The sequence below is a fragment of the Caballeronia eucalypticola genome (genome assembly GCF_047608185.1).
Classification (GTDB): domain Bacteria; phylum Pseudomonadota; class Gammaproteobacteria; order Burkholderiales; family Burkholderiaceae; genus Caballeronia.
The window spans coordinates 118,185-136,458 of sequence record NZ_JBLKRU010000011.1; the positions used below are offsets into that span (position 1 = coordinate 118,185).

Annotated in this window: 21 protein-coding genes; 11 read left to right on the forward strand and 10 right to left on the reverse strand. The window is 57.4% G+C overall.

Annotated elements, in window-relative coordinates; all coding sequences use genetic code 11:
* Positions 1-266: 266 nt before the first annotated feature.
* Positions 267-803, reverse strand: coding sequence for a DUF6572 domain-containing protein (locus ACMX25_RS15335; protein ID WP_414950820.1), 537 nt, complete (start codon positions 801-803; stop codon positions 267-269).
* Between the two features lie 323 nt (positions 804-1,126).
* Here ACMX25_RS15335 and ACMX25_RS15340 point away from each other — a divergent pair, with 323 nt between their 5' ends.
* From ACMX25_RS15340 to ACMX25_RS15355, 4 genes are all read left to right on the forward strand, one after another.
* On the forward strand, positions 1,127-1,534 hold the full coding sequence (locus ACMX25_RS15340; protein WP_414950821.1) for a hypothetical protein: 408 nt from the start codon (positions 1,127-1,129) through the stop codon (positions 1,532-1,534).
* 1,177 nt (positions 1,535-2,711) lie between these two features.
* On the forward strand, positions 2,712-3,020 hold the full coding sequence (locus ACMX25_RS15345) for a hypothetical protein (protein ID WP_414950932.1): 309 nt from the start codon (positions 2,712-2,714) through the stop codon (positions 3,018-3,020).
* A 410-nt stretch (positions 3,021-3,430) separates the two neighbouring features.
* Positions 3,431-4,603 carry a metallophosphoesterase gene (locus ACMX25_RS15350; protein WP_414950823.1) on the forward strand — a complete coding sequence of 391 codons (1,173 nt, stop codon included), beginning with the start codon at positions 3,431-3,433 and terminating at the stop codon, positions 4,601-4,603.
* Positions 4,604-4,922: 319 nt separating this feature from the next.
* A complete protein-coding gene (locus tag ACMX25_RS15355; RefSeq protein WP_414950824.1) occupies positions 4,923-5,507 on the forward strand; it encodes a hypothetical protein in 585 nt (194 codons plus the stop codon).
* 35 nt (positions 5,508-5,542) lie between these two features.
* Here the strand turns inward: ACMX25_RS15355 and ACMX25_RS15360 are convergent, their stop codons facing one another.
* The 3 genes from ACMX25_RS15360 to ACMX25_RS15370 form a co-directional block, all read right to left on the reverse strand.
* The gene (locus tag ACMX25_RS15360) at positions 5,543-6,379 is read right to left on the reverse strand and encodes an EamA family transporter (RefSeq protein WP_414950825.1); all 837 of its coding nucleotides are present in this window, start codon (positions 6,377-6,379) and stop codon (positions 5,543-5,545) included.
* 406 nt (positions 6,380-6,785) lie between these two features.
* Positions 6,786-7,253 (reverse strand): CBS domain-containing protein, encoded by a 468-nt coding sequence (locus ACMX25_RS15365; RefSeq protein WP_414950933.1) that lies wholly within the window; start codon positions 7,251-7,253, stop codon positions 6,786-6,788.
* 75 nt (positions 7,254-7,328) lie between these two features.
* Complete coding sequence (locus ACMX25_RS15370) at positions 7,329-7,649, reverse strand: TFIIB-type zinc ribbon-containing protein (RefSeq protein WP_414950826.1); 321 nt, start codon at positions 7,647-7,649, stop codon at positions 7,329-7,331.
* Positions 7,650-7,779: 130 nt separating this feature from the next.
* Here ACMX25_RS15370 and nhaR point away from each other — a divergent pair, with 130 nt between their 5' ends.
* Together nhaR and oxlT are read left to right on the forward strand one after the other, a co-directional pair.
* Positions 7,780-8,670 (forward strand): transcriptional activator NhaR, encoded by an 891-nt coding sequence (gene nhaR, locus ACMX25_RS15375; protein ID WP_414950827.1) that lies wholly within the window; start codon positions 7,780-7,782, stop codon positions 8,668-8,670.
* Positions 8,671-9,027: 357 nt separating this feature from the next.
* Complete coding sequence (gene oxlT / locus ACMX25_RS15380; protein WP_414950828.1) at positions 9,028-10,332, forward strand: oxalate/formate MFS antiporter; 1,305 nt, start codon at positions 9,028-9,030, stop codon at positions 10,330-10,332.
* An 89-nt stretch (positions 10,333-10,421) separates the two neighbouring features.
* Here oxlT and ACMX25_RS15385 read toward each other — a convergent pair whose 3' ends face one another.
* From ACMX25_RS15385 to ACMX25_RS15395, 3 genes are all read right to left on the reverse strand, one after another.
* Positions 10,422-10,688, reverse strand: coding sequence for a cupin domain-containing protein (locus ACMX25_RS15385; protein ID WP_414950829.1), 267 nt, complete (start codon positions 10,686-10,688; stop codon positions 10,422-10,424).
* Between the two features lie 80 nt (positions 10,689-10,768).
* Complete coding sequence (panS, locus tag ACMX25_RS15390; RefSeq protein ID WP_414950831.1) at positions 10,769-11,737, reverse strand: ketopantoate/pantoate/pantothenate transporter PanS; 969 nt, start codon at positions 11,735-11,737, stop codon at positions 10,769-10,771.
* A gap of 260 nt (positions 11,738-11,997) precedes the next feature.
* Positions 11,998-12,426: a DUF1810 domain-containing protein gene (locus ACMX25_RS15395; RefSeq protein WP_414950832.1), complete on the reverse strand. Its 429-nt coding sequence runs from the start codon at positions 12,424-12,426 to the stop codon at positions 11,998-12,000.
* A gap of 179 nt (positions 12,427-12,605) precedes the next feature.
* On the opposite strand from ACMX25_RS15395, the gene ACMX25_RS15400 reads away from it, so the two are divergent.
* Genes ACMX25_RS15400 through ACMX25_RS15410 form a run of 3 tightly spaced genes read left to right on the forward strand, consistent with a single transcriptional unit; the run spans position 12,606 to position 14,809 of the window.
* Entirely contained in the window at positions 12,606-13,532 is a 927-nt protein-coding gene (locus ACMX25_RS15400; protein WP_414950833.1) for an ABC transporter ATP-binding protein, read from the forward strand.
* Positions 13,529-14,290: an ABC transporter permease gene (locus ACMX25_RS15405; RefSeq protein ID WP_299708011.1), complete on the forward strand. Its 762-nt coding sequence runs from the start codon at positions 13,529-13,531 to the stop codon at positions 14,288-14,290. The genes ACMX25_RS15400 and ACMX25_RS15405 overlap by 4 nt, the downstream gene beginning before the upstream one ends.
* Positions 14,291-14,302: 12 nt before the next feature.
* The gene (locus ACMX25_RS15410; RefSeq protein WP_414950834.1) at positions 14,303-14,809 is read left to right on the forward strand and encodes a cupin domain-containing protein; all 507 of its coding nucleotides are present in this window, start codon (positions 14,303-14,305) and stop codon (positions 14,807-14,809) included.
* A 105-nt stretch (positions 14,810-14,914) separates the two neighbouring features.
* Here ACMX25_RS15410 and ACMX25_RS15415 read toward each other — a convergent pair whose 3' ends face one another.
* Both ACMX25_RS15415 and ACMX25_RS15420 read right to left on the reverse strand, forming a co-directional pair.
* Positions 14,915-15,118, reverse strand: coding sequence for a hypothetical protein (locus ACMX25_RS15415; RefSeq protein ID WP_414950835.1), 204 nt, complete (start codon positions 15,116-15,118; stop codon positions 14,915-14,917).
* 500 nt (positions 15,119-15,618) lie between these two features.
* On the reverse strand, positions 15,619-16,101 hold the full coding sequence (locus ACMX25_RS15420; protein ID WP_414950836.1) for a DUF3331 domain-containing protein: 483 nt from the start codon (positions 16,099-16,101) through the stop codon (positions 15,619-15,621).
* A gap of 344 nt (positions 16,102-16,445) precedes the next feature.
* On the opposite strand from ACMX25_RS15420, the gene ACMX25_RS15425 reads away from it, so the two are divergent.
* The gene (locus ACMX25_RS15425) at positions 16,446-16,937 is read left to right on the forward strand and encodes an RcnB family protein (protein WP_414950837.1); all 492 of its coding nucleotides are present in this window, start codon (positions 16,446-16,448) and stop codon (positions 16,935-16,937) included.
* Positions 16,938-17,083: 146 nt separating this feature from the next.
* Here ACMX25_RS15425 and ACMX25_RS15430 read toward each other — a convergent pair whose 3' ends face one another.
* Positions 17,084-17,656, reverse strand: coding sequence for a TetR/AcrR family transcriptional regulator (locus ACMX25_RS15430; protein ID WP_414950838.1), 573 nt, complete (start codon positions 17,654-17,656; stop codon positions 17,084-17,086).
* 139 nt (positions 17,657-17,795) lie between these two features.
* On the opposite strand from ACMX25_RS15430, the gene ACMX25_RS15435 reads away from it, so the two are divergent.
* Complete coding sequence (locus ACMX25_RS15435; protein WP_414950839.1) at positions 17,796-18,263, forward strand: nuclear transport factor 2 family protein; 468 nt, start codon at positions 17,796-17,798, stop codon at positions 18,261-18,263.
* Positions 18,264-18,274 lie beyond the last annotated feature (11 nt).

Consider the following 18,274-nt stretch of genomic DNA (forward strand, 5'->3'; position numbering starts at 1 on the left):
TGCGCCAAAGCTAAACCGGCGTGTGGACCACGGTAGTTGCGTGAACAGCTAGCTCAGGTTTGCTTGAGCGACGAACTAGAGCGGCTTGGGAAGGAAGCGCGGGAACCCAGTGACCGCTGTTACACCGGTCTGAATCTACATAGATCACGATACGCAGGACGCAAAAAAGGCGAAGCCCAATTGGGCCTCGCCTTTTGTTTAACCGTCACTGTTTTGTCACAAATGGGCGGCTCGCCCGAAGGGCTTAACCGGTCGTTCGTACGCGCTCATCGTCCCGATGACGTTTTCTTGCGCATCACCAGCACGGCACGCCGACCGGCATGAACGACGTCTTCACGCTGCTTCTCTTCAGGCGCTGCCCGCGTTGCAAGATCGAGCGCGTTGACGACCGACTCCAGCCGCGTGTCAGCGGCAACTGCAGCGTTGTCCACTTTCACTTCTATTTCGGTATTTGCGGTATCCGCGGCAAGCGCATGCCGCACGTCGACGGTACGGCACCGTACGTCAAAACCGCTCGCGCGGATAAGCGTCTCGCGCGTCTTCCAGAAAACCTCGGCGGAGCGGGTCATCGGCCGCATGGCGACATATTCGATAACCACCGGATAGCCGCGCACGCCCGGATAAGCCGCGAGTAATTGACCCGAACGGATGTACTGCGTGTAACGATCGATTTTTTTGGTCAGCAGCGCAAAATGCTTCGCTTCGTCGTCCCAGTCGAGGTCGTCGAAAATGCCGACGTACACGCGCTTGAACAAAATGTTCACGCCGACGTAATCGATAGTGTCCACGTCGAGAAGAGACATGGTATTTCCCCAGCGCCCGATGCCGGGCAAAGATTGCAAGCGCCTATTGTAATGGACTGCGTCATCCTAAATAACTGCGCAGAGCACGATTGCAACAGTGTACGACCTTTAAGCTTTACCACTTCTAACACGCATCGAAATTGATTGTTTTGGTGCGCATCCTAAATCGATGTCTTGAAATAGGAGGATACCTAAAAACCAGCCGGGTTGATTGACAGTGCTCATCTCGAAAAACAAACTGGGTTCACGTTATTTGAACAGTTTGTGCGATTAGATCGGACATCGCATGAGCCGAACCTTATTTGTCCGGCAGGAGCAATAGCATGAAATCGAAATCAAAGAAGGCCCTTGGAGCATTCAAGTCCGCACTGATCGCGGCCGCATCGTCCATGGTCATGACCGGCGCGTTTGCCGCGACTATCGACGGCACCACGGCAGTACAAATTGGCGGGCGTGTGCAATCAGTGGATTTGAATACGCATCAGGTTACGGTTATTAATGCGCAAGGCCGCGCCGAAGCGTTCCAGGTCGGCAGCGATGTGCCGAATCTCGACAAACTGAAAGCCGGCACGAATGTGGTCGGCACGTCCCAGCGCGCGGTCAGACTGACGGTGCTCGACTCGTCGTCGCTGGCGCCCGTGCCTTCAGCGGACGGCAATCAGGTCGTGGCTAGCGTGGCACGCGTCGATGGCGGCGTGATGACGCTCAAGACACCCAAGGCGCCGTGCTGACAGTGCAAGCCAATTCACCCGCGGCAGCCGCCGCGGTTGTGCCGGGTACGCGTGTGCTGGTCAATCTCCCGAACTCAGATTCGTCGGGCTCAGGAAAAGCGATCAAGTAAAGTAGTCGGATTCCTCCGATAGCCGAAAATTCGTCGAAACTTCATCATGTGTGCATCGTTGATGATCCAGATCCCCGCTGGATAACAAACGGCGAATCGCCCGGGTAAAACCGGTTGGTTTCGAGCTTCCACGGAAGCGCGATAACGCGGAAATCAAGGTACCTCTGCGACTAAGCGCTATCGCTAAAAAATCCATCCGGCGTAAGCTGGATGGATTTTTTTTTGCATGCGCCTCGCTGGACTCTTGTTGAAGCGTGAAGCGTGACATGGGACAACGTCAAGACGACGCATTCGGTATCGTAGGAAATTAATCAGGAAAACGAAATAGTTATTGCATTCGAACGCGTGATACTGATCTACGATCGTGGCAATTCGTCGGAAGGAGTGACCCGCTACCCATGCAGGGCTACCATACCTCGCGCTATTGAGCGGTCGTGCCGAAGATCTCGTCGAACGGGCGAACGCGCACTTAAATGAGAGTGCTGAGCGCGTTCGACGCTACGCGATGAAGTATCCGGCCAACGCACGGGCACCATCACTTGGCGCCTGGAGCGTGCAGTCCCAAGACAAGCGCATTCGATAAAGAACGGCGTAGCCGTGACCGTGAACCACACGAACTGTTCCCGTCGTGCGCTTCTGCTCGGCGCGTTCGTCGAAACCACCCTGTACCGGATCTTCGATCACGCCCCGGGACAGCACTGCATACCGTGGAAGGCTTTCGCGCCTACCGCGAAGCGCGCGATCCGCTCTCGCGGGAGATCCGGGAATGCACTCGTCAGCCGACAACGCGGGGGTTCTAACCTTATGTGCTTCTTAACATGACTGACGTGACAACATGGCCACCACGCAAAAAAACCCGTTTTTCTGATTTACTTCTTACGGATGTGCTACACGTTTTTACAAAGAGTTGGTTAAGATATCCACGCGTGTCCGATGGCTCGCGAACAGGGTGGTAAGGGTGAGATTGTCTGGCACGTAACGAAGCATGCAAGTTCAGCACGACAAACGCGGTGGACGCCAACGGCGCTGCCGCACCAAAAAAACCGCTTTTCGTGGAGAATCTCGTTATGTTCCGAATCCGCATGGCTGCAATGGCACTTGTCGTATCAGTATCGATTGCCGGGCTGACCGCCCCCGTCGCGATGGCCCAAACCGCCTCCAGTGACGCTGCCGCTTCGACCACTTCCAAGGCGGCGCAGAAGGCGCAACGCAAGGCTGATCGCAAGGCAGCCCGCGCCAAGAAAAACGCCGAACTGAAGGATCTGGAAAAGAACGGTTATCAGCCAGGCGGTGACCAGACCAACTATCCGCAAAATATTCAGAATGCGGAGAAGAAGTCGGCGGCAGAGAAAGCCAAGGCAGCTTCCGCACCCTGAACGCAGAGTGTGGCGGAGTGTGATTGCATGAAAATAACCCGCTTAAGGCGGGTTATTTTTTGACGCATCAATTCGTGATGAGGCAATTCGTCCGCGCGGGCGTTTCGGTTGACCACGGATTCTGTCGCGGTTCCGAACGGTGTCCTGTCATGCTTGCCGTTGTTTTTGCAAGGTGCGAGCCTTGACGAGTCCTTTATGGCATGCACGTTGCGAGTCTGTTGTTAGCCATTTGGGAATGGCTTGCGAGCAGGCAGATTTCTTGTTGAACCGGTAGAATCGGATGCCGTTTCGGGCTGGGCTTGGGGCGCTTTGTTAACAGAAGATCAGAAAGCTCAGACGTATCAATGTACCCGGTCGCCCGCCTCAATCTCGGTTGCAACCTACCGGCTTCACCTTCTACCAGGCGGTTTATGCGACGTTCCGCGTTTTTTATCCGCGTAATCGGCATCGGGATTTTGTTTCACGTGTATATAGGCCTGCGCCTGATTCCGGCTGCGCCAGTCGGTGCGCCGCTTCGGTGGCTCGCGGTGCTCGCCCTTGTCGCGTCGTGCTTGCTGATTCCGCTCGGCATGGCGGCGCGCAACGTCAGCCAGCAACCGCTATCCGATCGCCTCGCATGGATCGGCCTGCTTACCATGGGGTTCTTCTCCTCGCTGCTGGCGCTGACGTTTCTCCGCGACATCGTGTTGCTCGTCTTGCACCTGATCAGCCGCGTGCAACAGGATTCCGGCGGCTGGCCTGGTTTCATCGCGTGGAGCGCGCTTGGAGTGCCGCTGCTCGCCGTGCTGGTCACGCTGCTCGGCATCTATAGCGCACGTCGGCGCGCCGGGGTAAAGAACGTCGACGTGCCTATCGAGAACCTGGCTCCCGAGTTGAACGGTTTTACCATCGTGCAGATCAGCGATATCCACGTGGGGCCGACCATCAAGCGTCATTACGTCGAAAAGATCGTGGCAGCGGTCAATGCGTTATCACCAGACCTGATCGCGGTGACAGGCGACGTGGTCGATGGTTCGGTGGCTCATTTGGCAGCGCATACGCGGCCGCTTTCTGACCTGAAGGCGCGGCACGGCGCATTCCTGGTCACCGGCAATCATGAGTATTACGCCGGCGCGGACAAGTGGATTAGCGAATTCCGCCGGCTTGGGCTGAAGGTGCTGCTTAACGAACACGTGATTGTTAACCACGACGGAGCGCGTGCAGTCGTGGCAGGCGTGACCGATTACGGTGCGGGCAGTTTCGACCCGGCCCACAAAAGCGATCCGGCCAAAGCCATGCTTGGTGCACCAACCGACATCGCATTTCGTCTGCTGCTGGCCCACCAACCTCGCAGCGCGCCGGCTGCATCGAAAGCTGGGTTTACCTTGCAGTTGTCGGGTCATACGCACGGTGGTCAATTCGTGCCGTGGAATTTCTTCGTCCGGTTGCAGCAGCCTTTCGTTGCCGGACTGGAAAAGCTCAACGACCTGTGGGTGTACACCAGTCGCGGCACGGGCTACTGGGGACCGCCGATACGGATCGGCGCCCCATCCGAAATTACGCGTTTGCGTTTGGTGAAAGTGAGCGGGGCACGTCCTGCTTGAGTCTTGAATCCCTTGACTCTTAAGTCAAAGGTATCAGCCAGTACCAACGATTCAAGCTTTGGCCGGCGCCCTGGAAAGGATGCCGGCCATACGTCGTATTCCTGTTGAATCGAGTCGATTATTATAAAAATAATAATAAATTCGATCGATTAAATACTCCGCTTGATTGCTTGATAGTCTGTAATTAACGAGGTTCGTGGACAAAACTCCGGCGCCCGCTGTATAACTGACGTTCGCAAATTAATGCGCTTGCGCTTTACAATCGAATTAACCATTCGATTCGATTCGCGATTCAATTCCCTTCGCCCGGAGAAACTGCATGAACGCAAAATGGACTGTGGCTTTATCGTTTGCCTTATTAACGGTGGCGGCGCACGTCAGCGCGCAAACCGATCAGCAACTTTCAAGTGCCGCGATTCAATCCGCGCTGAGCGCCCCGCCGAAGCTGCTTCATGCGCAGATCGTCGGTATCGACACGGGCGCCAGAACGCTGACGCTGAAGGGTGCGAAGGGCCGCATCATGCCGGTGGCGGTCGGCAAGGAAGTCACGAATTTCGATGCATTGAAGATTGGCGATCGCGTAGATGTGCAAGTCAGGGACTCAATGCTGATCAGGGCAGTGAAAGCGTCAGCGAAGGGAGACGAATTGCGAAAACGTGTTGATACTGAAGTTTATGCGCCTGCATCCGGTTCCCAAGGCTTTGGTGCAGTCCATGAAACTGAGATTGTCGCAACGGTGCAGAATATTAATAGCAGGAATAAAACAATTACCCTGCGTGGTCCGTGGCATACTGAGACGTTCGATTTAAGTTCTGAAATAGCGGCATATAAATTAAAGAAGGGTGACACCGTGCGCGCGGTATTGATTTCGGCCACGGCAGTGGAAGTCACTCCAACGAAATAATGCGCGGAGTCGATTGAAAATCAGATAACTGCCTCTTAAATGCGGATCAAAACTGCGCCGGCCGTGACGAGTGCGCACGCCAGCACGCGCCGCGCGGTCAGCCTTTCACGCATGAACAGCCAGCCGATCAGGACCGCGAAGATGGAACTAAGCTCGCGCAACGCCGAGACCATTGCAATGGGCAGGTAACGAAACGCAATGATCACAATGGTGTACGCGACCATCGCGATAGCGCCGCCGCCCAAGCCTTGCAGCGAGCGCTTGGGGTCGTCGAAGAACAGGCCGTGTGGGCCGCCGTATCGATAAAAGGCTACCCCGGCGAGCGGCACGTTGAAGAGGATGTACGCCCAGGCGATATAGCCGAAGCCGCTGCCGGCTATCCGCACGCCGATGCCATCCACGATTGTGTAGGCGGCGATAAACCCGCCCGTCACGAGCGCCGCCGGTACGCTCGCGGTCGCAAAGCGGCGCTTGCGGAATGCCAGGGAAATGATGCCGACCGACACCAGCGTGACGCCCGCCAGCGCAAGTGGCCGAAGATGTTCACCCGCGAAGACGAAGGCGCCCGCGAACACGAGCAGCGGCGAGAGGCCGCGTGCGATCGGATAGATCTGCCCGAAGTCACCCGCCTTGTAGGCCTTCGACAAGGCCACGCAATAACCAAGCTGCAAAGCTGCCGATGCCGCGATGTACGGCCAGCTTTCGCGCGCCGGCGCGGGCACGAACAGCAACACGATTGCCGAACACACGAGGTAGGGGAAAGACATCATGCCGAACTGCCAGACCCGGTCGCCGCTGGTATGCAGGAAGGCATTCCACGTAGCGTGCAGCAACGCGGAGAACAGGACAAGCAAGACGATGAAAGGCTGCATCAGGACCGCGGGGAGGGTGACGGCGATGGTGGCATCGTTCGTGGCAAGGTAAGGCGTTTGATGGCAAAAAGTGGCAAACGGCGAAACGCCATTATGACAGAGATCGGGAGACGGGGGGTTGCTTGTCGTGCCTCCACAGGGACGGTGTGGGGCGTGGCTGATAGGGACCGGGTGTGATCAGAGCGGTCCCATGAACGGCGATGCGCAGACCGCCAATCTGATATTCGAGCGGGGTGATAACGGAATAGCGCCCGAAGCTTCATCCGTGCCAACGCATGAAGGTAGGAAACCTAAAGGAAAAATAACGCTGAAATTAAGAATTCAGGCGAGGGGTGCGAAGGCGTTCTCGCGCCTTCTGCACCGCAACCTCGCCAGGACAATCAGCCACAGTATCCACAGCCAATCTCTATCGCATGTCGACCGCCGGCTCTGCTGCATGACTGTTGCCTTGAATGTAGTGTTCCAACTGGTGGATCGTGAATTGTTGCTCAGCGATCCGGTTCCTGACGAGATCGCCAATCGATACCATGCCGATCAGCAGACCACCGTCAATCACCGGAAGATGGCGTATCCGATTTTCGGTCATGATCGTCATGCATTCGTCCGTTGTCTGATTGAGACGAACGTATCGGATCGCTTTTGACATGACATCGCCTACTGGCGTCTCTTTTGACAACCTGTCGTGCAGCACGATCTTCCGGGCATAGTCACGCTCTGTCACGATGCCCGTGATGTGCTCTCCGGACGTGACCACCAGTGCGCCGATTTGTTTGTGCGCCATCAGCTTGATGGCGTCGAAGACACTCGCGGACGCTTCGATAGTGTGAAACGACTGATCGGTTTTCGAACTCAGTAATTGTGCGACTGTTGCCATCATGTGCCTCAATCAAGAAATAGGGTTGAGTTGCTGCTCGTGCTGCGCGGTTATCTGCGTTGTTCTCCAAATTCGTCAACCGAAGTCGAAGAGGTCGCCGAGTAGCGACTTCTTCTTTTTGTACGGATAACGCTGGTCGCGATAGTCGTCGTCGCGATAACCGTTGCGTCGCTCGTGGTCGTTGTAATGACGGCCTTCGTCATACCGGCGCGCGACCGGCGCACTTGCCGCTGGCGCTTGCCCTTGCGGACCCGCTTCACTAGCGGAGCGTTCGATGAGCTTGTCGAGTTCACCGCGATCCAGCCACACACCGCGGCATGTCACGCAATAATCGACTTCAATTCCCTGGCGGTCCGCCATCAGCAGTTCCGGGGTCTTGCACACTGGACATTTCATTACCTTGCCTCCTTCGTCAAACACCCTAGCGAAGCCCCAATGTAGCCGATGAAAGCATAATGTAAAATACGTATTTTTGACGCCGATACATCGAGAAAACCGATGTGTTCAAATCGCTGTGGAGGCACGAATGAACTTCAAGCATTTGTACTATTTTTGGGCCGCGGCGCATGCGGGCGGCATTGCGCGTGCCGGCACGCAATTGCACATCACGCCTCAAACGCTGAGCGGCCAGATCAAGCTGCTAGAGGACGCACTGAACAAGAAGCTCTTCAAAAAGAGCGGCCGCAACCTTGAGTTGACGGATGCGGGACGGCTTGCACTCGACTACGCCGATGAAATCTTCTCGCTCGGCGCCGAGCTGGAAAGCGCGGTCAGGCAGGAGAAGGAGGCCGCACGGGCGCAACTGCGCGTGGGCGTGGCGGATTCGGTTCCGAAGACGGTGGCGTATCGCCTGCTCGAGCCGGCATTGAACCTGTCGGACTTGCGGCTGATCTGTCATGAAGGCAAGCTGCATGCGTTGCTTTCACAATTGGCCGTGCATAGGCTGGACCTGATCATTGCCGACGCACCCATTCCGCCCGATGTGAACGTGAAGGCGTTCAACCATTCGCTTGGCCGTTCAACACTCAGTTGCTTCGCATCCAAAGCCTTGGCCGCTCGCGCGGCAAAAGCCTTCCCTGCATCGCTAAGCGACATGCCGGTGCTGCTGCCCGGAATTGAATCGGCAGTCCGAAGGAAACTCGATCACTGGCTCAAGTCACGCATGATCTCACCGCGCGTGGTGGGGGAGTTCGACGACAGCGCGCTGACGCTCGCGTTTGGCCGCGAGGGAAGAGGCGTGCTGTTTGCGCCGACGGTCCTCGCGGCACAACTCAAACGAGAGCACGGTTTGATTGCGGTTGGACATATCGAAACGATTGTTGAGGAGTTCTTCGCCATCTCCATTGAACGGCGGATCAGCCATCCGGCGATATCGTCGATCATGAGCACAGCCCGCAGCGAGCTGTTCAATGCGTAGGATTCCGTCCTCGCGCCGGCCGACGTATCGAACTCTTGAATAAAAACATTTATATTACATTTAACTTTCTACTATAACTGTCGTACGTGTTGCGGACTGCCATGTCGCGCACCATGTCTCGGCCCGTCAGGCTTGCCTGCGGGCCTTTTTTTTATCCTGCGAAATAATCGGAAAAATACTTTCATATTTCTTTCAGTATTAACCCGATCTGGTAAAAACCCTGTCAATTCTTTCATTGTACTTACTTGATATATTACATATTGTGTATTCCATCGCTATCGAAACCCAGCTCAGGCGATGACGGAGGCGTCCATTCGGCGTCCCGAATACAAGGCAGCAAATGCCAAGGAGACAGTGATGGAATCGAATCGCCAGGAAAGTACGTCGCGGCTAGCGTCGCCATGGATGCAGCTCGTGTTTGGCGTGATCTGCATGGCCATGATCGCGAATATGCAGTACGGCTGGACCTTGTTTGTGAATCCGATCGATGAAAAGCATCACTGGGGTCGAGCGGCGATTCAAGTGGCGTTCACGATCTTCGTGGTCACGGAAACCTGGCTGGTCCCTATCGAAGGTTATCTCGTCGACAAGTACGGCCCGCGGCCGGTTGTCGTTGCCGGCGGTCTGCTGTGTGCGATTGCGTGGGCGCTCAACTCGGTGGCTTCGTCGCTGCCCATGCTGTATTTCGCGGCGGCCGTGGGCGGCGTGGGCGCGGGAGCCGTGTACGGCACGTGCGTTGGCAACGCGTTGAAGTGGTTCCCCAACCGGCGTGGTCTGGCAGCGGGCATTACCGCGGCCGGCTTCGGGGCGGGATCGGCTGCAACCGTTGTGCCGATCGCGCACATGATCAAGAGCAGCGGCTACGAAGCCACCTTTCTGTGGTTCGGCCTCGGCCAGGGATTGATCGTGTTCCTGCTCGGCATGGCGCTGTATGCGCCGCCTGCGAGCCTGCTTGCATCGGTGAAGAGTGCGCTGAAGAGCGCCGTTTATAACGCGACGCCTAGACAGGTCGTTAGCTCACCGATCTTTTGGGTGATGTACCTGATGTTCGTGATGATGGCCGCGGGCGGTTTGATGGCGACCGCTCAGTTGGGCCCTATCGCGAAGGACTTCGGGCTGCACGATTCGCCTGTTTCGTTGCTTGGCCTGACGTTGCCCGCGCTCACGTTCGCGCTGACGATCGACCGGGTTCTCAACGGATTGACCCGGCCTTTCTTCGGCTGGATTTCGGATCGCATCGGCCGCGAGAACACCATGTTCATGGCGTTTGCGATTGAGGCGGTGGGCATCTTGCTGCTATCGAAATACGGGCATAGCCCGGTGGCGTTCGTCGTGCTGACGGGTATTGTCTTCTTCGCGTGGGGTGAGATCTACAGCCTCTTTCCCGCCACTTGCGGCGATACATTCGGGCCAAAGTTTGCAGCCACCAATGCGGGCCTGCTGTACACGGCGAAGGGGACCGCAGCCTTGCTCGTGCCGTTCAGCAGCGTGATCACGGCCGCGACCGGCAGTTGGCACGCGGTGTTCATGCTGGCTTCGGGAATGGCTGCGGCGTCGGCGTTGCTTGCGCTCTTCGTGCTCAAGCCGATGCGGCAGGCTCACAAGCAGAAACACGCATCGACGGTCAGCGACATGCCGTTCGGTTCGGTCCTGAAGGAGTGACCATGCGATGCAGCGAAGCCGATGTGTTCGTTGGCTTCGCCAGGGGCTTTCAATGGCCGGCGGTCGTCCGGCCGTCTTGCTATCTGTTACTACTTTCGGCCCACCAGATAGCAGACGCCTTCCGGACCGTAACGCTCGCTATGCGTTTCGTTTGCTCTCAAGTGGAACACGTCGCCTGGCTGATAGCGCGTGTCTTGATCAGCGATGCGCAGCGTCAGCTCACCTTCGAGAATCAGCGCCTTGGCTTCGAACGCATGCGCATGGTCATCAAGCGACGCGCCGGCTTCGCGCTCCACCAGCACGGTGGTCTGAAACCCTTCGCGCGCCAGCATTTCGATGAAATCGTCGCGTTCCATGATCGTTCCCCTTCTAGCCGGTCTTGATTCAACCACTAATATAAGGTGAAACAACTCGGCGCAGGCGAGAAGGCTGGGCGTCAGCTTTCCAGCTGCGAGCCTTCAGCCAACTCCCTCGCCTCGAGATCACGTGTCGACCCTTTTGCAGGCCGTCCAGCCCAGTACCCCGCCAGCAACGATCCCGACAAGTTGTGCCACACCGAAAACAGCGCGCCCGGGAGAGCGGCGATTGGCGTGAAGTACAGCTTGCCTAGCGTGGCGGCGAGTCCCGAATTCTGCATGCCGACCTCGATTGCCAGTGTGCGGCACACGGCTTCATCGAAACCAAGCAGACGGCCGCCCCAATATCCGCCAAGCAAACCGATGCCGTTATGCAGGATCACGCCCAGCATCACTAGCAAACCGACCGACGCAATACTTTTTTGCGTCCCCGCCACCACGGCCGAGATGATCAGCAGGATCGCGATCATCGAAATAATCGGCAACGCGGGTTCGACTGCGCGCACGATCTTGTTGAACAAGTGATTGATGATCAGCCCTGCCACGATAGGCAACGCAACAATCTGGAGGATGCTCATGAGCATGCCGTGGACATCGACGGCAATGGACGCATCCACGTAAAGGCGCGTCAGCAGCGGCGTGGCGAAGACGCCGACGAGCGTGGACAGCGCACTGATGGTGACGGACAGCGCGACGTCGCCGCGTGCGAGATAGATCATCACGTTCGACGCCGTGCCGCTGGCAACGCTGCCGACCAGCACCATGCCCGCCGTCAGGTCGGGCGGCATGCGCAGCAATTTTGCTATCGCCCAGGCTGCGAGCGGCATCACCAGGTAATGCAAGCCGATTCCCGCTATGACCGGCGCCGGCCGGGTGAAAACGCGCCGGAAATCGGCGAATGAAAGCGTCACGCCCATCGCGAACATGATGATCGTGAGTAGCGTGGTGACGTGCGGCGCGATGACGGTGAACGAAGCCGGCGAGAAATACGCGACAACCGAAATAAGGACGGCCCAGAGAGGAAACAAGCGGGTGACGCGCGAAAGCATGGAGAGACGATCCTGGCTGATTAATAAGGGCGCCGCCCGAAGCGCCGGGTGCGAGAGCCGCACCGCATCGCGCTGGGCGAATAACGATAAAGCGAAGCGAATAGAAGCAGGTGCTCCAGGCTCGGCTGACCGTGCCATCGATAGATGCGGCCAGTGACGCAATCCGCCACGGGTCCTTGTGGGACCGGCAGGTGGCGAATGTGCATCGACGCGAATTGTATCGTTTCGTCGGACGAGATCCGCCGGAGCGGCTGTTGCGCTTATCTGAGACGCGCGACCGTTCCCGCATCCGGCTCACCGCCGAAATAGGTATTCAGCGCCAGTTCGAACGGCGTCTTGTCGCTTGCGGCGTGGGCGAAAAGGGTCATCGATGAATGGAATTTCAGGTCGTCCGGATAACCGAAGATTTGTTCCACCGAGCGTCCCTCTAGCGCGTTCACAATTTGCGTAAGGATCAACAGGCGTTCGCCCAGCACGGGATGATCGAAGTAGGCTCGCGCCTCATTCACCGATGAAATCGCGTAGCGCCGCGCCATTTCGCTATGGCCTAAGCCCTGGATCTGCGGAAATACGAACCACATCCAGTGCGTGCGTTTCTTGCCGGCCTCGAGCTCGGCCGTGACGGTCTGGAGGACCGGATCCTGGGCCTTGATAAAACGCTGCAAGTCAAAAGGATCGGGATCAGTCATGCGAGCCTCCGGGTTCTTCCTGGAATAACGATACGTTAGCAAACCGGATCGCAAACCCCATTCCCGGCGCTTTTTCGCGGTGTTTTCGTGGCCCTTCCGCCGCCATGAAGCCAGGCAACCCCCAAATCTAATCCCGGCCATTTGCGAACGATATTCCGCTTTCTGATATCTTCACGGCCATGCAAAACATCATCGAAATTTCGAATCTGTCGAAGAGCTACGCGTCCGGCTTCAAGGCGCTGAAAAATGTCACGCTGAATATCCGCCGTGGCGAAATCTTCGCACTGCTCGGGCCGAACGGCGCCGGCAAAACGACCCTGATCAGCATTGTATGCGGCATCGTGAATGCCACGGAAGGCACGGTCAAGGTCAACGGTCACGGCATTATCTCGGACTACCGCGCCTCCCGCGCGATGATCGGCCTCGTGCCGCAAGAGTTGACCACCGACGCTTTCGAGTCCGTCTGGGCCACCGTTTCATTCAGCCGCGGCCTTTTCGGTAAGCCGCCGAATCCGGCGCACATAGAAAAGGTGCTGAAGTCGCTGTCGCTCTGGGACAAGAAGGACAACAAGCTGGTCACGCTGTCCGGCGGCATGAAACGCCGCGTGCTGATTGCGAAGGCGCTCTCGCACGAGCCGGAAATCCTGTTCCTGGACGAACCGACGGCTGGCGTCGACGTCGAATTGCGCCGCGATATGTGGAATCTCGTGCGCGGCCTGAAGGCCAACGGCGTGACGATCATCCTGACGACGCATTACATCGATGAAGCCGAGGAAATGGCCGACCGGATTGGTGTGATCAACGGCGGCGAGATCATCCTGGTCGAGGAAAAAGCTGAACTGATGCGCAAGCTCGGCCAGAAGAAACTCGTGCTGCAACTGGAAGATGTGATCGACACCATTCCCGCCGGACTGAGTGCTTACCGGCTCGACCTGTCCGCTGACCGGAGTGAGCTGACCTACACCTACGACGCGCAGGATGAACCGGGCCGCATCATTACGCTGCTGAAAGACCTCGCCGATAACGGCGTCAAGTTCAAGGACCTGCAAACGACACAAAGCTCGCTGGAAGACATTTTCGTGAGCCTGGTCGGAGAGAAAAAATGAATATTCATGCAGTCCGCGCGATCTATGTATTCGAAATGGCGCGCACGTGGCGCACCATCATGGGAAGCATCATCTCGCCGGTGATTTCCACCTCGCTGTATTTCGTCGTGTTCGGCGCCGCGATCGGCTCGCGCATTCCCGAAGTGAACGGCGTGAGCTACGGTGCGTTCATCGTGCCGGGGCTCGTGATGTTGTCGCTGCTCACGCAGAGCGTGTCGAACGCGTCGTTCGGTATCTATTTTCCGAGGTTCACGGGGACCATCTACGAACTGTTATCGGCGCCGGTCTCGTATATGGAGATCGTGCTGAGTTATGTTGGTGCAGCCGCCACCAAGTCGATCATCCTCGGCCTCATCATTCTTGCGACCGCGCGGCTGTTCGTGCCCCTGCACGTCGATCACCCGTTCTGGATGATCGTGTTCCTGCTGCTGACCGCGGTGACATTCAGCCTGCTGGGATTCATCATTGGCATCTGGGCAGATGGATTCGAAAAGTTGCAGGTGATCCCGCTGCTGATCATCACGCCGCTGACCTTCCTCGGCGGAAGTTTTTATTCCATCGATATCCTGCCGCCGTTCTGGAAAGCCGTCGCGTTGTTCAACCCGGTGGTTTATCTGATCAGCGGATTTCGCTGGAGTTTTTACGGTACCGCCGATGTCAGCGTCGAGATCAGCCTCATCATGACGCTGGTGTTCCTCGCGGTGTTTATTGGCGTGGTTGCTTGGATCTTCAAGACGGGCTACAGGCTTAAAGCATAAGGAGCGTGGCTGATGTGTGACGTGCTGATCGAACGATTCGGACTCCAGCCGCACCCTGAAGGCGGCTATTTTCGCGAGACATTTCGTGGTGAGGATAAGGTAGTACGCGAAGCTTCATTGGGCGCGACGCGCTCGGCATCGACCGCGATCTACTACATGCTTTGCGATGGCGCGCATTCGGCATGGCATCGAATCCGCTCGGACGAGGTGTGGCACTTCTATGCAGGAGATCCAATCGATGTTCATGTTATCGACGTCACCGGGCAATTGCACACGCATCGCCTGGGTAACGCGCTGACGCACCACAACGCCGTATTCCAGGCGGTTGTACCGGCGGGGCACTGGTTTGCGGCAGAATTATGCGATCCGGCGGCGTTCGCACTGGTGGGCTGCACGGTCGCGCCCGGGTTCGAGTTCAGCGAGTTCGAACTCGCCGATGTGGCTGCTTTGACAAAAGCGTATCCGCAGCACGAGGCTGTGATCAGGAGGTTGGGTCCAGCGGCGAGCGCGAAGCGCTAAGCGAATGCAGCGGCACGGCATGCAACGCCCGCAGCAACAACGCAAAAGCGGAACAAAAAAAAGCGGCGCTCTCATTTCTGAGGCGCCGCTTTTTCATGCTGCTGTTTATAGGTTGGCCCTGACTGCGTCTCGGACGGCGTCCATCATGCCGCCGTAGTTCAGCGGGATGTCGAGTGAATCGCCATAGACGTCCTGATCCGCTTGTGCACGCACTTCTTGCGACTCGCGGCGTACCGGCGATTCGTAAGCTGTGTCACCTGAACGAATAGTGTCTCTGGCTTCGACGCGCTGCGCTTGATAACTCTTCACGATTAACTCCTTGCAGTGATGGAGCGGCGGGAGACTGCGATCCTACTGAACTGCTATGACAGATTGACGACGGTTGATGCTTCTCGGTGCACAACTGGAACGGTGGCGGACCGCGTGCCTTTGGCCGTATTGCGCACCCTGCAATGAAAGCGCGGCTCTACAGTTTAATGGCGTTGCGAAACGGGATTCGTACTTCTGGCTTATGAAACGATGCCGGCACTATCAGTCACGCAGCGCGGATTTGGGCTTGAAACTTGCAATTAACGCAAGCGTTTGCGAGGGGACTTGGAGAGACGCTGTTGCAGCCAGCCGAGAGTTTGCGAAGGGAGTTTGAAACAAGAGCAAGCCGCACTAATCCGCGTACGCATTGCCGTCGATTGAAACAGTTAAAGCTGTTTCTCAGAATCGGCGTGTTTGATGTGAACGTTCCACATGGCGGAAAGGACGACCGCATGATGCAGTCGTGCTTTCAGGCCATTTCACCGGACCCGAGGACGCTTTCAGGCGTGCTGGCCCTGCAAATCGGCGTCGCTGGTCTCGTCCTGTGGCATGGAAGCCGCAAGAATCATCGCCGCTGCGTTCTGTGGTTTCGGATCGCGCTGTGACGGCCGATACACCGAGTCGCCCCGGTGAATGGGCGCGCCGGTCAGTGCGCAAGCACCGCCCGACGTGGCCGTGGTCACTCGCCATCCCTGATATCCGTAGTGGCAGGTTCCCGCGTCGGACCAATAGACAATCGCCGTCGCGCTGCTCGGCCGTTCAATCACGCGCACGACAGCCTCGGGAAAGGGCCTCGACGATTGTGGCGATGGCGTTTGCGAAGCGACGCGCGGATGATCACGTTCCCACGCTCGCGTGAGTCGCTCTAAAAACGGGTGCACAGACCTTTGCCGTGGGGCAGCTTCTGCCGCGCGGTTGTGGGTCGCTGTCAATGAGCGGACCGTTTGCAGCCACGGGTCCGCGCTTCTGGCTAACGCTGTCATGGTTCGTTCCTGGCATGGTTCATGGTCGAACTTACGCAATCAGCCTGCTCGGATAAATACCGTTAAGGTGAATACACTGTCTTGTTAGCGCGAATAATCACAACAACGCGTTATGCAATAAGGCTTTGCCCGATATTGCGGTGCGGCGCAACCGCTGTTCACGCTTCATTGAACGTTTTAATGAGGGCGATAGCGTCCTGTTTTAGCGAGGACTCGCGCGCGGCGTGATGCCAGATTCAACGTTTGTATGGAATGCGTAAGGTGTCAAGTTTCGCCGCACGCGGTGGAACGCCGCTTGCGTGAGCCATACTAGAACCATACTTACAACGTTGAACGAGGTGTTCGTGAAGAAGAGTCATATTGCTGCTGCAGTCCTGTTTACAAGCTTGGGCCTGACGGCCACTGCGTTTGCTCAAAACGGCCCTGGGCCTGGTGAAGGCCATCAAGGCGGACCGCAAGAACGTCCAGGCGGCCCCGCCATGCAAGGCCATGACGGCGGCGGTCATCAAGATCAAGACCACGGTCACGGCCCGCAAGGTGGCCCGGGCGCACAAAACCACAACAATGGCCGTCCGCCAGTGCCAATGCATGCGGACAATGGTCCGGGGCGCGGCGGCCCTGGCGGCGCGCGCGGGGAAGGACCGCATGACTGGCATCGAGGAGATCGTTTGCCGAACGACTATCGCGATCGCCAATATGTAGTCGACGATTATCGCGGCTATGGATTGCAGCAACCCCCGCGCGGTTATCACTGGGTGGGTGTGAACGGTGATTACGTGCTTGCCGCCATCGCGACCGGCGTGATTGCGCAGATCGTGCTGAGCAACGAGCACTAAGCGCTTCTCGTCGATGATTCGCCCGATGTAGCGTTGCGTACCTGACCGGGCGTCGGGTACGCATACGTAACAAGGCCGGTCCAAACTCGTGTTTGGGCCGGCCTTATTTTATGTACGCGGCTTGAATTCCACCGCAGCCCGTTGCGCTAACTCCTGGCGGTATCGGCGATTGCTTTTACTATGCGAGCCAGCGATTTCAACGCCGCGTCCGGCGATTCCTCAAATTGCGCGCCCACGATGGCGCCATCAACCGCCATGGCCAATGCCCGTGCATCGGCCTTCGCGGTTCTCGACGATGCCGGCAGCAGCGTCCTGATAACCGCAGCCATATCCAGCTTGTGGCGTCGTGAGATATCGACCGCTTCGGGCTGGGTCCCGCCTACTTCCACCACCGCGTTAATGAACGCACAACCGCGATACGCATCGCCCTCGAACCATTCCGCCAATGCCGGGACCAATGCGTCCGCGTTCGCGCCATGGCGCTGCACGGCGTCTTCGAACCACGTCATCCAGTTTCGGTGCCTATACTCCAGGAACGCGATGATCAGGTCATTTTTCGCCGGATAGTAGCGATAAAAAGTCTTCTTCGCGACACCCGATTCCGCGATCACGCGATCGATTCCGGTCGCACGAATGCCGTCCCGATAGAACAGCGCGTGAGCCGTGATAAGAATGCGCTCGGCCGGAGGAAGGTCCGCATTCAATGATTGATTGTCCATATCGATGGATTGTAGACAGGTCTGTCTCCCTGCGCTAGAGTAAGAAGGTAGACAGACCTGTCTTCCAACGAATTACCTTATCGATTGACTGCGTATCGTCAGCCAATTGCAATCACCCTCCAGATCCAAAGGAAGCGCCATGGAAAGCAAACCGCCATTCCCGCCATTCGATGCCGACACCGCCCGGCAAAAGGTCCGTCTCGCGGAAGACGGCTGGAATACACGCGACCCAAAGCGGGTTGCTCTCGCCTATAGCGAAGACACGCGCTGGCGCAACCGCGCTGAATTTGTATCGGGACGTGCTGAGGTGGAGGCGTTCCTGGCGCGCAAATGGGCGCGTGAACTGGATTACCGGCTGATCAAGGAACTGTGGGCGTTCACCGGATCACGAATCGCGGTGCGCTTCGCTTACGAATGGCACGATGATTCGAAAAACTGGTTCCGTAGTTACGGGAATGAAAACTGGGAGTTCAACGAAGCTGGCCTGATGACGCATCGGCACGCATGTATCAATGACTTGCCGATCAAGGAATCCGAGCGTAGATATCATTGGCCACTGGGACGCCGTCCGGACGACCATCCCGGCCTGAGCGACCTGGGTTTCTGATCGAGGCGAGC